The sequence below is a fragment of the Rothia nasimurium genome, assembly GCF_004569295.1.
In the GTDB taxonomy this organism is placed as follows: Bacteria; Actinomycetota; Actinomycetes; order Actinomycetales; family Micrococcaceae; genus Rothia; species Rothia nasimurium_B.
In genome coordinates, this window is sequence record NZ_SPQC01000034.1 from 12,327 (window position 1) to 28,321 (window position 15,995).

11 protein-coding genes and 1 pseudogene are annotated in these 15,995 nt (G+C 63.8%); 4 read left to right on the forward strand and 8 right to left on the reverse strand.

Annotated elements, in window-relative coordinates:
* Positions 1 to 210: 210 nt before the first annotated feature.
* Positions 211 to 1,578, reverse strand: a pseudogene (tgt, locus tag E4U03_RS09260) (tRNA guanosine(34) transglycosylase Tgt); the annotation flags it as partial.
* Positions 1,579 to 1,644: 66 nt separating this feature from the next.
* A complete protein-coding gene (locus E4U03_RS09265) occupies positions 1,645 to 2,064 on the reverse strand; it encodes an organic hydroperoxide resistance protein (protein ID WP_135013253.1) in 420 nt (139 codons plus the stop codon).
* Between the two features lie 103 nt (positions 2,065 to 2,167).
* Here E4U03_RS09265 and E4U03_RS09270 point away from each other — a divergent pair, with 103 nt between their 5' ends.
* Both E4U03_RS09270 and E4U03_RS09275 read left to right on the forward strand, forming a co-directional pair.
* Positions 2,168 to 2,632 (forward strand): MarR family winged helix-turn-helix transcriptional regulator, encoded by a 465-nt coding sequence (locus E4U03_RS09270; RefSeq protein WP_135013254.1) that lies wholly within the window; start codon positions 2,168 to 2,170, stop codon positions 2,630 to 2,632.
* A 9-nt stretch (positions 2,633 to 2,641) separates the two neighbouring features.
* Positions 2,642 to 3,298, forward strand: coding sequence for a hypothetical protein (locus E4U03_RS09275; protein WP_135013255.1), 657 nt, complete (start codon positions 2,642 to 2,644; stop codon positions 3,296 to 3,298).
* Here E4U03_RS09275 and E4U03_RS09280 read toward each other — a convergent pair.
* From E4U03_RS09280 to E4U03_RS09290, 3 genes are all read right to left on the reverse strand, one after another.
* Entirely contained in the window at positions 3,272 to 4,534 is a 1,263-nt protein-coding gene (locus E4U03_RS09280) for a glycoside hydrolase family 76 protein (protein ID WP_135013256.1), read from the reverse strand. The genes E4U03_RS09275 and E4U03_RS09280 overlap by 27 nt on opposite strands.
* 155 nt (positions 4,535 to 4,689) lie before the next feature.
* Entirely contained in the window at positions 4,690 to 5,805 is a 1,116-nt protein-coding gene (locus tag E4U03_RS09285) for a pseudouridine synthase (RefSeq protein ID WP_135013257.1), read from the reverse strand.
* Positions 5,806 to 6,177: 372 nt separating this feature from the next.
* A complete protein-coding gene (locus E4U03_RS09290; RefSeq protein ID WP_135013258.1) occupies positions 6,178 to 7,503 on the reverse strand; it encodes a peptidase T in 1,326 nt (441 codons plus the stop codon).
* A 153-nt stretch (positions 7,504 to 7,656) separates the two neighbouring features.
* Between E4U03_RS09290 and E4U03_RS09295 the strand changes: the two genes are divergently transcribed.
* Positions 7,657 to 8,718: an ATP-binding protein gene (locus E4U03_RS09295; RefSeq protein ID WP_209304155.1), complete on the forward strand. Its 1,062-nt coding sequence runs from the start codon at positions 7,657 to 7,659 to the stop codon at positions 8,716 to 8,718.
* 13 nt (positions 8,719 to 8,731) lie between these two features.
* On the opposite strand, the gene E4U03_RS13410 is transcribed toward E4U03_RS09295, so the two are convergent.
* Together E4U03_RS13410 and E4U03_RS13415 are read right to left on the reverse strand one after the other, a co-directional pair.
* Complete coding sequence (locus E4U03_RS13410; protein WP_228066087.1) at positions 8,732 to 9,010, reverse strand: hypothetical protein; 279 nt, start codon at positions 9,008 to 9,010, stop codon at positions 8,732 to 8,734.
* A gap of 98 nt (positions 9,011 to 9,108) precedes the next feature.
* Positions 9,109 to 9,615 (reverse strand): DNA-formamidopyrimidine glycosylase family protein, encoded by a 507-nt coding sequence (locus E4U03_RS13415; protein ID WP_245207714.1) that lies wholly within the window; start codon positions 9,613 to 9,615, stop codon positions 9,109 to 9,111.
* A 283-nt stretch (positions 9,616 to 9,898) separates the two neighbouring features.
* Here E4U03_RS13415 and E4U03_RS12885 point away from each other — a divergent pair, with 283 nt between their 5' ends.
* Complete coding sequence (locus E4U03_RS12885) at positions 9,899 to 10,042, forward strand: hypothetical protein (RefSeq protein WP_167752381.1); 144 nt, start codon at positions 9,899 to 9,901, stop codon at positions 10,040 to 10,042.
* Between the two features lie 64 nt (positions 10,043 to 10,106).
* Here E4U03_RS12885 and E4U03_RS09305 read toward each other — a convergent pair whose 3' ends face one another.
* Positions 10,107 to 15,884, reverse strand: a complete 5,778-nt coding sequence (locus E4U03_RS09305; RefSeq protein ID WP_228066089.1) for an Lhr family helicase — start codon at positions 15,882 to 15,884, stop codon at positions 10,107 to 10,109.
* Positions 15,885 to 15,995: the final 111 nt, after the last annotated feature.

Below are 15,995 nucleotides of genomic sequence, written 5' to 3' on the forward strand. Positions count from 1 at the left end.
GGTGGTGTCGGCCTGGCCGGTTTCAGGCTGAGCGGACGCGTCCGCCCCGGCGTCCTGCCCCTGGGCTGCCTTCTCGGCTGCCCGGCGGGCCTCGGACTCAGCCTTTGCCTTCATATTGGCCTCCCAGCGGGCCTGGGCAGCAGCCGCCCGCTCGGCGTCCTTAGCAGCCTTGCGCGCTGCGGCTTCTTCCTGGGCCCTTTGCTGGGCAACCTTCTTGGCGTAGTACTTACCCAAGAACTCATCGCGGTAGTCGAAATATTCCCCGGAGTCGATCGCCGCGCGGGCGTCGTCCACCATCTTCACAATAAAACGCTCATTGTGAATCGAGGCCAGGGTCGCTGAGAGGCGCTCGTCGGCCTTGAAGAGATGGTGCAGGTAGGCGCGGGTGTAGTGGGCGCAGGTGTAGCAGTCACAGGCCTCGAAGATGGGGGAGAAGTCGGTGCGGTAGCGAGCGTTGGTCAGGTTGAAGCGGCCATCGGGGGTGTAGACCGCCGCGTTCCGGGCCACACGGGTGGGAGAGACGCAGTCGAAGGTGTCGACGCCGTTTTCAATGCCGGTGAAGATGTCATCGGGCTCCGAAATGCCCAGCAGGTGGCGGGGCTTGTTCTCGGGTAGCTCCTCGTTGCACCAGCGCACGATGGTGCCCAGGTTTTCTTTTTCGAGTGCCCCGCCTAGGCCAAAGCCGTCAAAGGGCATGGCGCCCAGGTCGCGGCAGGCCTTGCGGCGCAGGTCCTCATACTGGGCCCCCTGAATCACACCAAAAAGCGCCTGGTAGGGCTTGCCTACTCGCTCAGTGGTTAGGCGCTGGTGCTTAGCAATACAGCGCAGGGCCCAGAGACGGGTGCGCTCTAGCGCCTCTTCCTGGTAGGCGCGGGAGTTATAGAGGGTGGTCAGCTCATCGAAGGCAAACATGATGTCAGCGCCAATCTGGTGCTGCACCTGCATGGATACCTCGGGGGTGAAACGGTGAATATCGCCGTTGATATGGGACTTAAAATTGACCCCGTCGTCATCTACGTGGGCCATGCGTTCCTTGCCAGCCGCCACGTCATCGTCGCCGATGGGACGGCCGTCCGCGCCGGTAGCCCCGGCTACGGTACCCATGTCGATGACCTTCTTGAAGCCGGAGCCCAGGCTCATCACCTGGAAGCCCCCGGAGTCGGTGAAGGTGGGGCCGTCCCAGTTCATGAACTTACCCAGACCGCCTGCGGCGTCGAGGACGTCCGGCCCCGGCTGCAGGTAGAGGTGGTAGGCGTTGGCTAGCAGGGCCTGGGCGCCCAGGTCTTTCATGGCCTCGGGTAGTACGGCCTTGACGGTTGCCTTGGTTCCCACCGGGGTGAAGGCGGGGGTGGCAATATCGCCGTGCGGGGTGTGAATGACGCCGGTGCGCCCTTGGAAAGCGCCGCCGTTGGCGTCCACCTGCTTGCCGGTGGGCTGGGCGGTATCGGTCAGGCGGTTGCCCAGTTCAAAAGAAAAAGTGGGATCAGAAAATTCGGTATTGAGCACGGGAACAAGTCTACCGGGTGAGTGCGGAAGGACGCGGTGGCCCCGCCTCTTGAGGGTAAGCGAAAGCTTCATAGGTATGCAGGAAGCACATACCTATGAAGCTTTCGGCGACATTTGGTGCGAGTGTGGGGTGCGAGCTTAGTCGTCGGAGACGGTCACGGTCACGGGGATGTTGTCGCGGGTGGCGTTGGAGTAGGGGCAGACCTGGTGGGCTGCGTCGGCCAGCGCCTGGGCCTCGTCCTGGGGAAGCTCAGGAATAACGACCTCAAGCTCAACAGCCAGGCCAAAGCCCTCGCCCTGCTTGCCGATAGAGACCTTAGCTCCTACGGAGGAGCCCTCGATGTTCTTCTTCTGCATGCGGGCAACCATCTGCAGGGCAGAGTGGAAGCAGGCGGCATAGCCGGAGGCAAAGAGCTGCTCAGGGTTCAGGCCCTTGCCGGAGCCGCCCATCTCAACGGGAATGGCAAGATCGGCGTCAAAAGCGCCGTCAACGGTGCGGACGTGGCCGTTGCGGCCTTCGCCGGTGGCTAGGGCTTCGGTGGTGTAGAGGGAGTCCATGGGGTTTCCTTTCAGTTCTGTCTCTACAAATAAGACTACACAATTAAATTTTGCAAAATCTAATTGTTAACTAGGAGCTTGCCCACAACCTATACTGGGTGGAATGAACCAAGACAGCAGCCTCGCCCTCGACAACCAGCTCTGCTTTTCCCTCTACCGCTCCAGCCGGGCCGTCACCCGCGCCTACCAGCAGCACCTGGGGGAGCTAGGCCTGACCTACCCCCAGTACCTGGTCATGCTGGTCATGTGGGAGAACCCTGACGGGCTGGGCATGAAAGAACTTGCTGCCCGCCTCGACCTCGACAGTGGCACCCTGACTCCGCTCATCAAGCGTTTGGTTGACCACGGCCTGCTGACCAAGACCCGCGACACCCGCGACGAGCGTCGTACCCTCATCAGTCTCACCCCTGCCGGGCAGGAGCTGAGAGGACGCGCGGCGTCCGTCCCCGGGGCCATCTACGCCGCCTGCGCGGTCGAGGGCCTCGACATCCTGGCCCTCAAAGCCGAACTCGACGCCCTAGCCGAGCACCTGGCCGAAATACCTCCACGGGCAGACGGAACCAAGTAGAGTAAGGGTATGCTTCATGCGCGTTTCAAAGCCCGCCCCTTGCTCACCTGCATCGCTCTGGTCCTCTGCATAGCCGTTGCATCGCTGCTGAGCAATATCACCACTGAAGCCCAGCTCTCGGGTCAATCTGAGGTCATCGCCTATGTGCGTAAAGTGGTGAGCACGTTCCTCAACTCGGGCACCCTATGGGCAGCCCTGGGATTCTATGCGGGCTGGCTGTGGTCTGGTAGTAGGACGCGCCCAGTCCCGCTCTGGGTGCCTGTGACAGTCGCGGTGGCAGCGTCCTTAGGTGCCCTAGCCGGGCACTACGCCCTGGGGAACCTGCTGGGCATCATGGAAGCCAGCATCTGGATTGAGAACTATCACTGGTTTATTGCTGCCGTCATCATATCGGGGCCCCTGGGCTGGTTGGGCGCTAGGTCCGCGCAGGACGACCGCGCAGGGAAACTCCTGCGCTATCTGATTCCCGTGGGGGCTGTAGCGGAGCCCCTCGTCACCGGCATGTTCTGGTATCCGTCAGAGTTCAGTTTCCCGGTGTCTGAGATTGCCTCGAGCTATACTGTGGGCTTACTGCTGATGCTTCTGGGCGTGCTGGGACTTTGGGTCGTCTACCGCGCGAATAAGGCGGCCGCACCCGCCCTAGAAAACCCGCGCCGCAGCTTCTAGCACCATCCAGGCCTGGAGCTGGGTCGAAAGATCAACCGGCTGTGCAGGCTTGAGCACCTCAGAAATATGCCGGGTGACATCGGGCGAAAAGAGCGCGACAGCCTCACCACGAATCTCGGTCGGGTCAATACCGAGCTCGTTCATGGGCAGGTCGGGGTCGAACTCGCGGCGTCCGTCCCACAAGAGCTCGGCGGTTGCAAGGATGAAATCCCGCGCCTGCTCCCGCACGCCCTGCGACAGGGCAGCGTGAGTGGCAACCTCGGCAAGATAGCGCACCAAAATACCGGTGAAGAGCCCGCCGTCCCCGCCGCCCTGGGTCGCTAGAACCCGCAGGGTTTCTGCCTCTGACACCTCAAAATTGCGGCCAAACTCCCGGTCAATACCGGCCAGAACTTCGGCGATATGCTCAGCTGGGTCAATCGTCAGCAGCTCAGACTTACCGGCATCAAGCACCGCCAGATAGGCCGCGAGAACCGGCCCCTGGTTATAGGTGTAGAGACCGCGCTCCACCGAAGAAATCTCGGCACGATTCCCGCGCCCAGCCACCTTGACCCCGTCCAGATAGAGGCCACGCTCGGCATCAAAGAGGTTGGCGTGCAGCCAGTTCAGCAGGGCAGCAGCCTCGTCATACCGGTGGGCCCGCGCGAGAGCCAGGGCAATGGGAGCGGTCGCCGGGGCGTTCTTAAAGTCGTGGTCCTTCGACCAGAAGGCACCCCCACCCACCTCAGGGGTGCAGGCAGCTGCCAGCTCCCGGTACAGCCGGGTGGCGGCGTCCTGGGCTGCAGAATCCCCGTTGCCCTCCACCGCGAGCGCCAGCCGGTTGAGACGCTCGCAGGCCAGGGTCAACCAGGCCATGTCGTCGTAGAAGGAGTTGGGGTAGGAGCCGAGGTTGCGCATCTGGATGCCGCGCAGTACCGCGCGGGCCTGGCGTAGGGACGCTTGTGCCTGGCTCTGCCCGTCGGGTGCGGTGAGCTGGCGGAAGCCTGCATCAACGAGGTTGTCGAGCAGGTGGGCCTGCCACCAGTAGTGCCATTCGCCGCGCCGCTGGCTGCGGCGGCGGGTGTCGGGGTGGAGGGTGCGCCCTAGCAGGGTGCCGGGGACGCCTGCGACCCGGTGCCCGAAGAGCCGCGTGACGGAGTGGGCTGCTGTGCCTGCCCGCTGCCCTAGGGTGTGGCGGTGCTCGGAGGTGAGCGCTGCGAGCTGGTCGGGTGAGTGCTGCAGGTGCTTGGGGTGCATGGCGTTTCTTTCCTTGGCGCGTCGGTGGGCGGTGGTGTGGGCCGGTTTTTAGTCTACCGGCTGGGTGGGATAGTGCGTCTGCGCCGAATGTACCTCTTATTCCCGAGCGGGTGGGCTTACTCCCGACATTCGGGAAAAGGCGTCACATTCGGCGGCTAGGGGGCAGAACCTTCGATGAGTCGTAGCCTCCGCCCGCTCTGCACCGTCACGGTCTGCCCGGTGAAGGGGTGGGGGAAGGTCAGTGACTTGGCCAGCAGCTGGAGGGGCAGGGCGGGCTCGTCCTCGGCGATGGGCAGGACCGCCGGGTAGACCACGTCCCCCACAATCGGGGCCCCGGCTGCCGCCAGGTGCACCCGCAGCTGGTGGGTCTTTCCGGTGTGCGGTTCCAAAAGATAGTGGGCCAGGGGTGTGCCCGCAGGTGGCAGGGGCAGGGCCGGGTTGGCCTCAGATATAGCGGGCAGGACGCTGCTCGCCACCTCAAACACCTTCAGGCAGGTAATACGTGACTGGGCGTTCAGCCTCTCAAAGGACGCTCCGGAGCGGCGGCGCTCGCGCCGCTCAGCCTTAGTCTCTATCGGTAGGGGGCCGGTGTCACCGGGTAGAAGTTCAATACCGGTATGGGCTACCTGCATAGCCCCGTGCTGGTTATCAATGCGCGAGCGCACCGTTAGGCTCTCACCCACCCCCAGCCTGGCGATAGGGGCCGCGACGGCCTCGTAGGTCTTGGTGGGTTCGCGCCGCTGGAACATGGTTTGAAAGGGGGCACGGGCCTCGGGGGTCTTGGCAAAGAGAACGACCCCGGCGGTTGCCCTGTCCAGGCGGTGAATCGGGATCAGATCGGGGTTGTTCTCCCGCACCCTCAGCTGGGTCAGGGCAGTATGCGCGACAAAGGAGCCGTTGGGGGTGGTGGGCAGGAAGTGGGGCTTATCAATGGCCAGTACCCACTCGTCCTCGTAGAGCACCGGCATGTCAAAGGGCACGGGCTTTTCAACCCCCAGTTCCCGGTAGTACCAGATCTTTTGCCCCGTCAAAGGTGCGTCGGGGGCAACTGCCTGCCCTTCAGCGTCCTTCACCTCATCGCGCTCAAAGCGGGAGATAAAGAGGGAGCGCTCGTGGGGGTAGAAGCAGGCCACCAGATAGTCCAGCACCGTGCTTGCGCCCAGAGTGTCGTCCTCGGGATTGCCCGCGTCGGGCAGCACAAAAGAGACGGCGTCAATCCCCTTACGCTGGGGCAGGGGCTTGGGGGCAAGGTGGCGGTTGATTCGGCGCATGGGCTCTATTATCGCAGGTAGACCCCAAGGCCTGCTTGATAGAGTTGAACTGCCTCTCTCGTGGACTCCACGCGGTATATCCATCCTTAAGAAAAATCTCCGCGAGTGTGAGACCAGAGAGGAGGTAATGGCTGTGGCTAAAAGCAAGGCTAAGAAAAACAGCCCCGACAAGATGCAGTCAGAATCGTCGCTACTGCAATACTCATCGGAGCTATAGCAAAGCTTTTGGAAGCTATCGAACCGTTCATTCGATAGGTCCTACAGCAAGGGGCGACTCTGGTAGTAAGCGGCTACTGGGGTTGCCCCGCCTTATTTGCTGTCATCCTTAAGATAAAACCAGTTTATCTGCTTTGTATTGTGCGTCAAGGATGGCTAAAAGGAATCCATCATCAGCTCCCGCACCACCCGGTAGCTGGCCTCAAAGGCGGGCAGGGGCAGAAACTCGCAGTTGGAGTGGAAGTTGTGCGCCCCCGTGAAGAAGTTGGGGGTGTAGATTCCCTGGGTGGAGAGATAAGAACCATCGGTGCCCCCGCGCATGTCCAGGTTGATGGGCTCGATACCCAGCCGGGCAAAGGCGGCGCGCAGGCGCTCGGACGCCACAGCGTTGGCGCTGGTTTTTGCATCCTCAAGGTTGCTGTAGATATCTGAGATATCCAGTTGCACGGACGCCCGCGGGTTGGCTTCTGCCGTCCGCTCAGCTAGGTCGCGCAGGAAGTCCTTTTTTGCCTTGTAGCCGGCTCGGTCGTGGTCGCGGATACTGATATCGACGGTTGCGGTGGCCTGGTTACCCGCTATCCCGTTGACCCAGAGGTAACCCTCACGCCCCTCAGTGTGCTCGGGGGTCTGGGTGCGGTCGAGGGCCGCTACAAAATCATGAGCCACCAGAATCGGGTTGACCAGGTTGCCCTTGGAGTTCATGGGGTGGGCGGTCACGCCCTCAATGTGCAGGCGGGCATACCCAGCGTTGAAGGTAGCCTCAACCAGCTCACCCAGTTCGCAGCAGTCCAGGGTGTAGGCATAATCCACGGGGAAGCGTGCCAGGTCCATGGTGCGCACGCCCAGCAGGCCGATTTCTTCATCCGGCACAAAGGAGAGGTAGATTTCGGGGTGGGCGGACGCACCTGCCCCGCTTTCCTGCCCCTGGGCACCTGCTTGCCCGGCAGCGTCCGCGTCCGCAGCTAAGAGCCGCAAGGCTGCTTCCATGACCGAGGCGACCCCGGCCTTGTCGTCCGCTCCCAGCACACTGGTGCCGTCGGTAACGATGATGCGCTGGCCGGTGTAGCGGGTGATTTTGGGGTGCTCGGCCTCGCGCAGCCAGATGTCGAGGTCGGTGTTGAGGCAGATATCCCCACCGGGATAGTCGATGACGCGGGCGTGCACGTCGGGGGAGAGGTTGACGTCCACTGTATCGAGGTGGGTACAGAATCCGATGGCGGGGGCTTCGGTGCCCGCGGGCAGAGTGGAGGGAATACGGGCGGTCAGCACGCAGGTGTCGCTCAGGTGCACGTCCTGGGCACCGGCTGCCGTGAGTTCGTCCTTGAGCAGGCGGGCCAGCTCCCACTGGCCCTGACTGGTGGGCACGACCGATGCTGAGGCGTCCGACTGGCTAGAGATCGCCGAGTAGCGCAGAAAACGGCCGGCCAGGGCCTCCTGCACATCTGCATCTGGGGTATAAGCGGGAGTAAATGTGGTGGTCATGGTGAGTAGTTTACTCCCCGCATGTTCTATCCAAGATATAAAAAATAAGAAAGAATAAATAAGAATAAGAAAGTATGAGAAAGGTGCGGGAAACGTATAGCTAACCCTTTCACGCCAACCTTCGGTGTTACCCCTCCTCTGCTGGTCGGCCGGGTGCAGCTTCTCGCTGACTTTGAAGAAGCCCTTGAAGATGGCCCCGGCGCACCGGCCCGAGCCCTGCTCGTAGCGGGAACACGAGGCTCTGGCAAAACCGTTCTTCTGAATGTCTACGAGGATCTAGCCCTACATCATGGGTGGGCCGTAGTACCTATGACTGCCCGCCCCGGCCTTGTACAGGAACTCAAAGATGAGCGTCTACCTCGCCTGCTTTATGATTTAGGCAAACAGGACGCCCGAAAACTCAACCAAATCGAAGTAAACCTATTTGGTGTGGGAGGCGCCGTCGGGTGGCCAGAGGGTAAGGCGCCTCTGGGCGGTTTTCGTTCCCTCTTATTTGAGGTTGCCGACCTCGCGGCAGAGCAAGGTGGAGGACTTTTAATTACTGTAGATGAGGCCCATCGTAACGCTCTCGATGACCTCAGGGTGCTGACTCAAGAAGTCCAGCATGCTTTCCGCCAGGGCAAGAATGTTGCTTTTATTGCAGCGGGTCTGCCTAGGGCCGTCCATGATTTAACCGGGGATGAGGTTCTGACCTTTCTGCGTCGCGCTGAGCGTATCACCCTGGGAGCCGTCAACCCGCTCGATATTGAGGAAGCCTTACAGGAGCCAGCCACACAGTTTGGTAAGCCCTTCAACGAAGAAGCTCTTACCTTAGCTGTTGAAGGCACCGGTGGTTACCCGTTTTTGATTCAGAGTGTTGGGTATGAGAGCTGGCGTACTGCTAGAGCTGATTCCGTAATTGGGCTTGAAGCTGCTGAGCGCGGGGTAGCTGCTGCCCGGCGCCGGGTGGGGCACCTAGTGCATGAGCCTGCTTTGGTGGGTCTGTCTGGCGTGGATAAGAGCTTTCTTGCAGCGATGTCTGTTGATGATGGGCCGAGCAAGATGTCTGATATAGCGAATCGTTTAGGGAGCACTCCGCAGTATGCGAATACCTATCGGAATCGTTTGCTGGGTTATGAGCTCATCGCGTCTTCTCAGCACGGTTACGTGGATTTTACGATTCCTTATCTGCGGGAATATCTGCGCGAGCACGTTGCTGGTGAACATTTTGCTTAGCCTCGTGGCAGGTTTAGCCCGGCAGCTCCTGGCAGCCGGGGCAGCGGAAGCTAATGCGGTCGGTGTCTTCCTCGCGAGCGTACAGGTGGCCCGCTGCGTAGCGGTCGGTGCCGGTGCCGGTTTCTGAGAGGTCTTCCTTGATGATGGTTTCCCTGCAACGGTAGCAGGTGCGGTCTGCCCGCCCGTAGCACCAGAGCGGGTCGGCGCTGGTGTGGGTGACCCGGTGCGGACGCCCGCGGTTAGCATCCAGCAGCAGGCGGGCGATGGAGACTACGGCAGCTATATCGGGCACCGCCCCCACCGGGGTGCGCGGGTCAAGACCCGCGAGAAAGCAGGTCTCAGCCCGGTAGATGGTGCCGATACCGGCCAGGTTCTTCTGGTCGAGCAGGGCTACCCCAGGGGGCGCTCCGGCCTGGCAGTCAGGTTAGCTACCGTCTGCTCAACCGACCAGTCGGGGCCGAGCAGGTCGGGGCCTAGGTAGGATAGGCGGTCAGCCTCCTGGCTGGTAGGGAAAACCTCAAGTAGTCCCAGGGTAAAGCCCACGGCTTCGACCGGGTGGCTGCCAGGCACTACCTGCCCGTCGCTATCAAGCCGGGCGTTAGCCTGAACCAGAGCCCGCACCTGATCAGCTGGGCGGCGCCACTTTTCCCGCGAACCGTTGGTGTCTAACCCGTAGAGGTGCCAGATGCCGTCCATCTTCAGGTGAGAGTGCACGGTCATCTCACCGATACGCAGCAGAATATGCTTACCCCGGGCCAGGGCCCCGTGAATAGGTTGACCCGCTAGGTTGACGTCGGCAACCTGGGGGTAGCGGAAATGTGTAGTGTGAGCTGTTCTACCGGCAAGGGCGCGGTGGAGTGAGCGGGCCTGCCGCCATACGGTATCGCCTTCAGGCACTGCTAGGCATCCCTCCGTGTTATCAAAATGTGACCTGTCTAATATGACTTATCTATGACGCCCTGCGCGCCCCTCTGCTCACAGTGTAGACTAGATTCGCCGTAAAACTTGCGTGCCACCTGCTGAAAGGGTGTATAGTCGTTTCACGTCATGCTTCACCGTTGAAGTTTATGGCCCAGCACTAACTTAATACAAAGGGCAGGCTCATTCGATGTTGCTAGAGTAGGCCCTGACTCCTTAGGCGGTCTCCCAGCCGCCTGTCCCCTAGATGGAGATCAGAACAATGAATCTGCTCTTTACCGCACTCATGGTTGTTATGGTCATGATGCTTGTGATGTCTCTCGGTGCTTTCTACGTGCACCTTACCCGCAGCGTCCGCGCCTTCCGCGCTGGCTACGAGGGCGTGGAGTACAACCTCACCGCCTAATCAACGAGAGACCGCTAGCTACCCAGAACCTCCCTTGCCCCACGCAAGGGAGGTTCCGCTGTTTTTAGGAATAGTCCTTCCGTATACGTAGGCCGCGCGGGGTGGCGTAGAAACCTGCGGCCAGCAGGGCCCGGCGCAGGGTGAGGACGGGGTGCTCGCCGCCTTCCGCGGCTATGTCCGGCTGGTCGGGAGCAGGGGGTAGGGGGCCAGGTGTGCTGAGCACATCCACCCCGCCTGCGGTTTCGATGACGATTTTGTCGGCAACTCCGGCGCGGATCAGCTGGCCAATCAGGGGTGCGGACGCCTCCACCCGGTCGGTTCTGTCGGTAAAGGGCAGCAGGGTTTTGCCGCCGCGTTCCAGGTAGAGGGTCAGTTCCCCGTCAACCAGGATGACGACGGCCCCGGCCTTACGCCCTGGCTTATGTTTGATAGGGGTACGGTTGCTGTCCCAGGCCACGGGGGCGGGCCAGTCCAGGGCGGCCCCGTAGGGGTTAGCCGGGTCGGTGGCAGCTAGCAGGGTGACCGAGTGGCGGGTACGGCGCACCGGAGTGTAGGCGGAGGCGCCGGGTGCGGCGTCCTGCCCCTCATCTACCCCGGTGATGTCGTCCGCCGCCCGGAGTCTATCGACGGTGGCGGAGGCGGAGAACTGGGCGGCGCCCAGGCCCTCAATGAAGTAGCCGCGGCGGGCCAGGCCCTTTTCTTCGGCGGCAGAAAGCACCCGGTAGACCTCGGCGAAGCCGCCGGGGGTGTCCTCAACGGCCACGGCCCCGCGGGTGAGGACCCCGTAGCGGTCCATGAGCAGTTCGGCGCGGGCGGCAGCTGCCACGGTGGTGTCGAGCGGTTCGGCCTCGATGCGGGCCCAGCGTCCGCCATCGATGGGGGCGACCTGGGCAGATACCGCCGGGGCCCGGCCCACGCCCACCCCCAGGCGGTAGGCAGAGAGGCGGGAGGCCCCGCGGCGCATTCCCACGGAGCGGGCCCGGGGGGCGGGGGCGGCCACCTTGTGGGCCGAAGCCCCGCCCGAGATAAGAGCCCGCACCGGGGCGAAGGTATCGCCGGTGACCAGCCCGGCCCAGACCAGGTTCCAGAGGGCGGTTGAAATCTCTTGGGCGCTCGGGGGCGTGTTGCCCAGCGAGGTGGCCAGGGCAGCGAGCTGGGTCTGAATCTGGCCAAAGAAGAGTCCGCCGGTCAGCAGCTCGTAGAGGGTGTTTTCAAGGGCTCCCAGGGCGGCGAGCGCCTCGGTGCGTTCTACCTCATCGGGCAGGGTTAGGGCTGCGGTTTCGCCCAGGTGTAGGGCGACCCAGCCGTCGTCTCCGGCGAGCTGCCCGGCGCCCGTCCAGATGACGTCCCCGGCGCTCATGGCTGAGTCGAGCAGGGCGGGGGTGTAGTCGCTGATGCGGGCCTTGAGAATCAGGGGTTCGAGGGCAGAGGCGGGCACCCGCACCCCGGCGAGCTGGTCGATCACGGTGAGTAGGCCGTCGTAGCCGCTGAGCATGGCGCTTTCGTCGCGGCGGACGCTGATGCGCTGGGCCGGTGCCCCGAAGGTACCGGGGGCGGCGGTAGTTTCGGTGACCTGCCAGAAACCCACATGCTGCCAGGGCGGTAGGAAGCGGGCGTAGGTGCCGGGGGCAACGGGTTCGACGTCGGCGCGCAGGGCTGCCATGGATCGGGAGCGGAGGGTACGTAGGACAGAGGCATCCACCCATTCGGTTCCGGCCAGGTAGGCGGGGTCGGTGGAGCCGGTGCGGGTTGCAGCTAGCTCGGCGCGGAGCTCTTCGGGCAGGAACTCACCGGAAATCACCCGCCGGTCTGTCGCCAGGGTACGCAGGGCAGTATCGACCACCGAGACCCCCAGGGAGAGAGCGGCAGCTGCCTGGGCAGCGGTAAAGGGGGCGTGGGTTCGGGCGTAGCGGGCGACCAGGTCAACCAGGGGAGCTTCGACCAGTTCCAGGAAGGCCAGGGGGACCCCGATGGGCAGGGGCACGCCCAGGGCATCGCGCAGGCGGGCGGCGTCCTCAATGGCGGCGTAGAGTTCCCGCCCGTGCAGGCGGAAGCGCAGGGCCCGCCCGGCTTTCACCAGAGCCTCAAGATGGTCGATGGCTTCAGCTTCAGTCAGGACGCGCTCACCCGGCTGACCTGCCTCGGTGTCGGGAGCCGGGGTGCTGGCGTCCTGCCCGGAGCCTGCCCCCGCGTCCTTACCGGCGCTCTGGTCCAGGAGCACCCGCAGACGCTGGGCAGCCTCGGCAGCGGTGAGGGGGCCGAGCAGACGCAGCAGGTCGGCGGCTCCCTCAACCCCGCGCAGACGGTAGCCCGCAGTGGTGCGCTGCAGGCGGGCCTCGGTGGAACGGATGACCTCAACATCGAGTAGCTCGCGCAGCTCGTCCTTGCCGAGTAGTTCAGCTAGCAGGGCTGGGTCTAGGGCCAGGGCAGCGGCTCGGCGCTCGGCCAGGGGGGAATCCCCATCGTAGAGGAACTGGGCCACATAGCCAAAGAGCAGGGTGCGGGCAAAGGGGGAGGGCGTTTCGGTTTCCACCTCGCTGATCCGCACCTTTTTGGCCTCGAGATCCTTGTGTAGGGCGGTCAGGGCTGGCAGATCGTAGACGTCCTGCAGGCACTCGCGGGCGGTCTCCAGCAGCAGGGGGAAGGTGGGGTACTTACGGGCCACATCCAGTAGCTGGGCGGAGCGCTGGCGCTGCTGCCACAGGGGAGTGCGGCGGCCCGGGTCCTTGCGGGGCAGCAGCAGGGCGCGGGCGGCGTTCTCGCGGAAGCGGGAGGCAAAGAGGGCAGAGTTACCCACCCGCTCAGTCACGATGTCTTCGAGCTCGGCCGGGTCAAAGATGAAGAGGTCAGCCCCGGGCGGTTCGGCCTCCATAGCAGGGACGCGCAGCACGATGCCGTCATCAGCGGCCATAGCTGAGGCATTGACCCCGTAGCGTTCCTCGGCCCGTGCGCCGACGGCCAGGGCCCAGGGGGAGTGCACCGGCATGCCTAAGGGGGAGTGCAGAATCAGACGCCAATCCCCCAGCTCATCGCGGAAGCGCTCAACCAGCAGGTGCTTCTCGCTAGGCACCTGGTCGGTCGCCTCTGCCTGCTCCGCCACGTAGGCCAGCAGGTTATCGGCGGCCCACTGATCCAGACCAAGGCCGCGCAGGCGGGCGTGGGCGGCACCGGCGTCCTTACTGTTCTCAAGCGCCAGCTCGCGGGTAAAGGCCCCCAGAGCCCGCCCCAAATCGACAGGACGCCCCGGTGAATCCCCGTGCCAGAAGGGCAGGCGCCCGGGGATACCCGGGGCAGGGGTCACCGTCACCCGGTCGTGGGAGATATCCTCAATCCGCCAGGACGAGGCACCCAGGGCAATGACGTCCTCGGCCCGGGACTCATAGACCATCTCCTCATCCAGCTCACCCACCCGCTTGGGTGCCTTGGAATCCTCAGCCCCGGCAATGAAGACCGGGAAGAGACCGCGGTCAGGAATCGTGCCGCCGGAGGTCACCGCCAGGCGCTGGGCCCCGGGGCGGCCCTCAATCGTCCCGGAGTCCCGGTCCCAGACAATGCGGGGGCGCAGCTCGGCAAACTCGTCCGAGGGGTACTTACCGGCCAGCAGATCCAGGGTCGCCTCAAAGGCCGCCCGGGGCAGGGTAGCAAAGGGAGCTGTTGCCCGCAGGGCCTCAAACCAGGTCTCCACGCTAATCGGGCCTAGGGCACAGGCGGCTACGGTCTGCTGGGCCAAAATATCCAGGGGATTAGCGGGAATGTCCAGGAGCTCAATCTGCCCGGCCAGCATACGCTGCACGGTCACTGTGGCGTTCAGCAGGTCGCCCCGGTGCTTGGGGTAGAGGTAGCCGCGCGACACCTCTCCCACCTGGTGTCCGGCGCGCCCCACCCGCTGCAGGCCAGAGGCCACCGAGTGCGGGGCCTCCACCTGAATCACCAGGTCCACATGGCCCATATCAATACCCAGTTCCAGGGAACTGGTGGCCACCACGCACCGCAACTGGCCCGACTTCAGAGCCTCCTCAATCAGGGTGCGCTGATCCTTCGACACCGACCCGTGGTGGGCCCTTGCCAGCACCGGCGGCGCCCCGGCAGCCGTCGCCGAGCCCCCCATCACCTGGGCAGGGGGCTGGGTTGAAAGGGGTAAGGACGCTCCCGCCCCCGGCAGGCGCTCATCGTCGGCTTCCAGCCGGGCGGGGGTGTCCTTGGCCAGGGCCTCAGCCAGTACATCGGCCAGGGCCTTCGGCTCCCCGCCGGTGGAAGCATAGGTGCGGGCACCGGTGGAGGCGCTCGCGGTCACCTCACCCAGCTCTCCGCGGGCCTCTAGACGGCCCAAGTAAATCTCGTTGAGGCGGGCCGTTAACTTCTCAGCCAGCCCGCGCGAGTTAGCAAAGACAATGGTGGAGCGGTTAGCCTCTACCAGGTCCACAATGCGCTCTTCCACGTGCGGCCAGATGGAGGCCTGGTAGCCGTTGAGGTTCGGGGTTGTTTCGCCCCCGGTGCTCCCGCCCGGGGCGGACGGAGCCACCTGCACCTCCTCGATGGTGAGGGCAGGCTGGGTTTGCGTTTGTACCTGGGGGGAGGGCGCTGTTTCCTCACCGGGGAAAACACCCACAGCGTCCCACAGAGCCTGCTCGGCACTTGCCTGCACAGTGCTTACCTGCGCAGTGCCTGCCTGCTCACCGCCCACCCGACTACCGGGTGTGCGCGCAGGCAGGGGCTGGTCAAAGTAGTCAGATGAGGGCTCATTAGGCTGGGAGCCCAGGGCAGGGCCCGCCACCGGGCGGATACCCAGGGCCTCAGCCACCGTTACCCCCTGAGGCAGGGACTCCGCCAGCCGCACAGAGACTTCCGGCCGGGTGCCAGCGTCCGCCAGGGTATCGGCCTGCACGGCCCCGTCGTCGAAAGCGCGGTCCTCGAACTCGGTGGCATCCAGGGAGCGAATTCGGGAGCGGGTACGCTCGGTGAGCTTATCCAGGTAGGCACCCGACCCGGCAGGCGCTGGGGTCGGCCGGGGGCTACTGCCCTGGTTGAAGGAGTTATCCCCCTCCCCGTAGGCATTGGGGCCGCCCAGGGCCGTCATATCGGGCACCGGCACCGAAAGGGTCAGCTCCCACTCCTTGGCCGAGGGCGGGCGCACAATCTGCACCGGCACACTACCACCCAAAAAGCGGGCGACGGTTTCAACCGGCTCCACGGTCGCCGACAGGCCCACGCGCTGGGCCGGGGTCTCAAGAATCTGGTCCAGGCGTTCAAGGGTCACCGCCAGGTGGGCGCCACGCTTGGTACCGGCAACCGCGTGCACCTCATCGATAATGACCGTATGCACCCCGGTCAGGGTCGAGCGAGCCTTAGAGGTCAGCATCAAAAAGAGGGATTCAGGAGTGGTGATGAGGATATCCGGCGGATTAGAAATCAGCTGGCGGCGTTCCTTAGCCGGGGTATCACCGCTGCGCACACCCACCCGCACCTGCGGAGGCTCTACCCCCAGCTGCCGGGCAGTCTGGGCAATACCGATCAGGGGAGCGCGCAGGTTACGCTCAACATCCACACCCAGGGCTTTGAGGGGGGAAATATAGAGGACGCGGGTGCGCCCGCCCCCAGCCTGCTGCGCCTGCCCGCCACCGGCGTCCGCCCCCTCACCACTACCGGCACTGAGCCCCTCGCCCCCGTGGTTCTCAAAATGCAGGCGGTCAAGGGCCCACAGAAAGGCCGAAAGGGTCTTACCCGACCCGGTCGGAGCCACAATCAGAGCATGGTGGCCCGCCGAAATCGCCTCCCACGCCCCTGCTTGGGCAGCCGTGGGCGCAGAAAAAGCCCCCTCAAACCAGCGTGAACTGCTCCCCATAAGTTGGACTACTAAAAAACAGTCACCAACTAATGGGGAGCATCTCCTATGCGAGCACGAAGCTCACTCACCCAACACCAACGAGAACAACTCATCCACCTCTTCCAACAA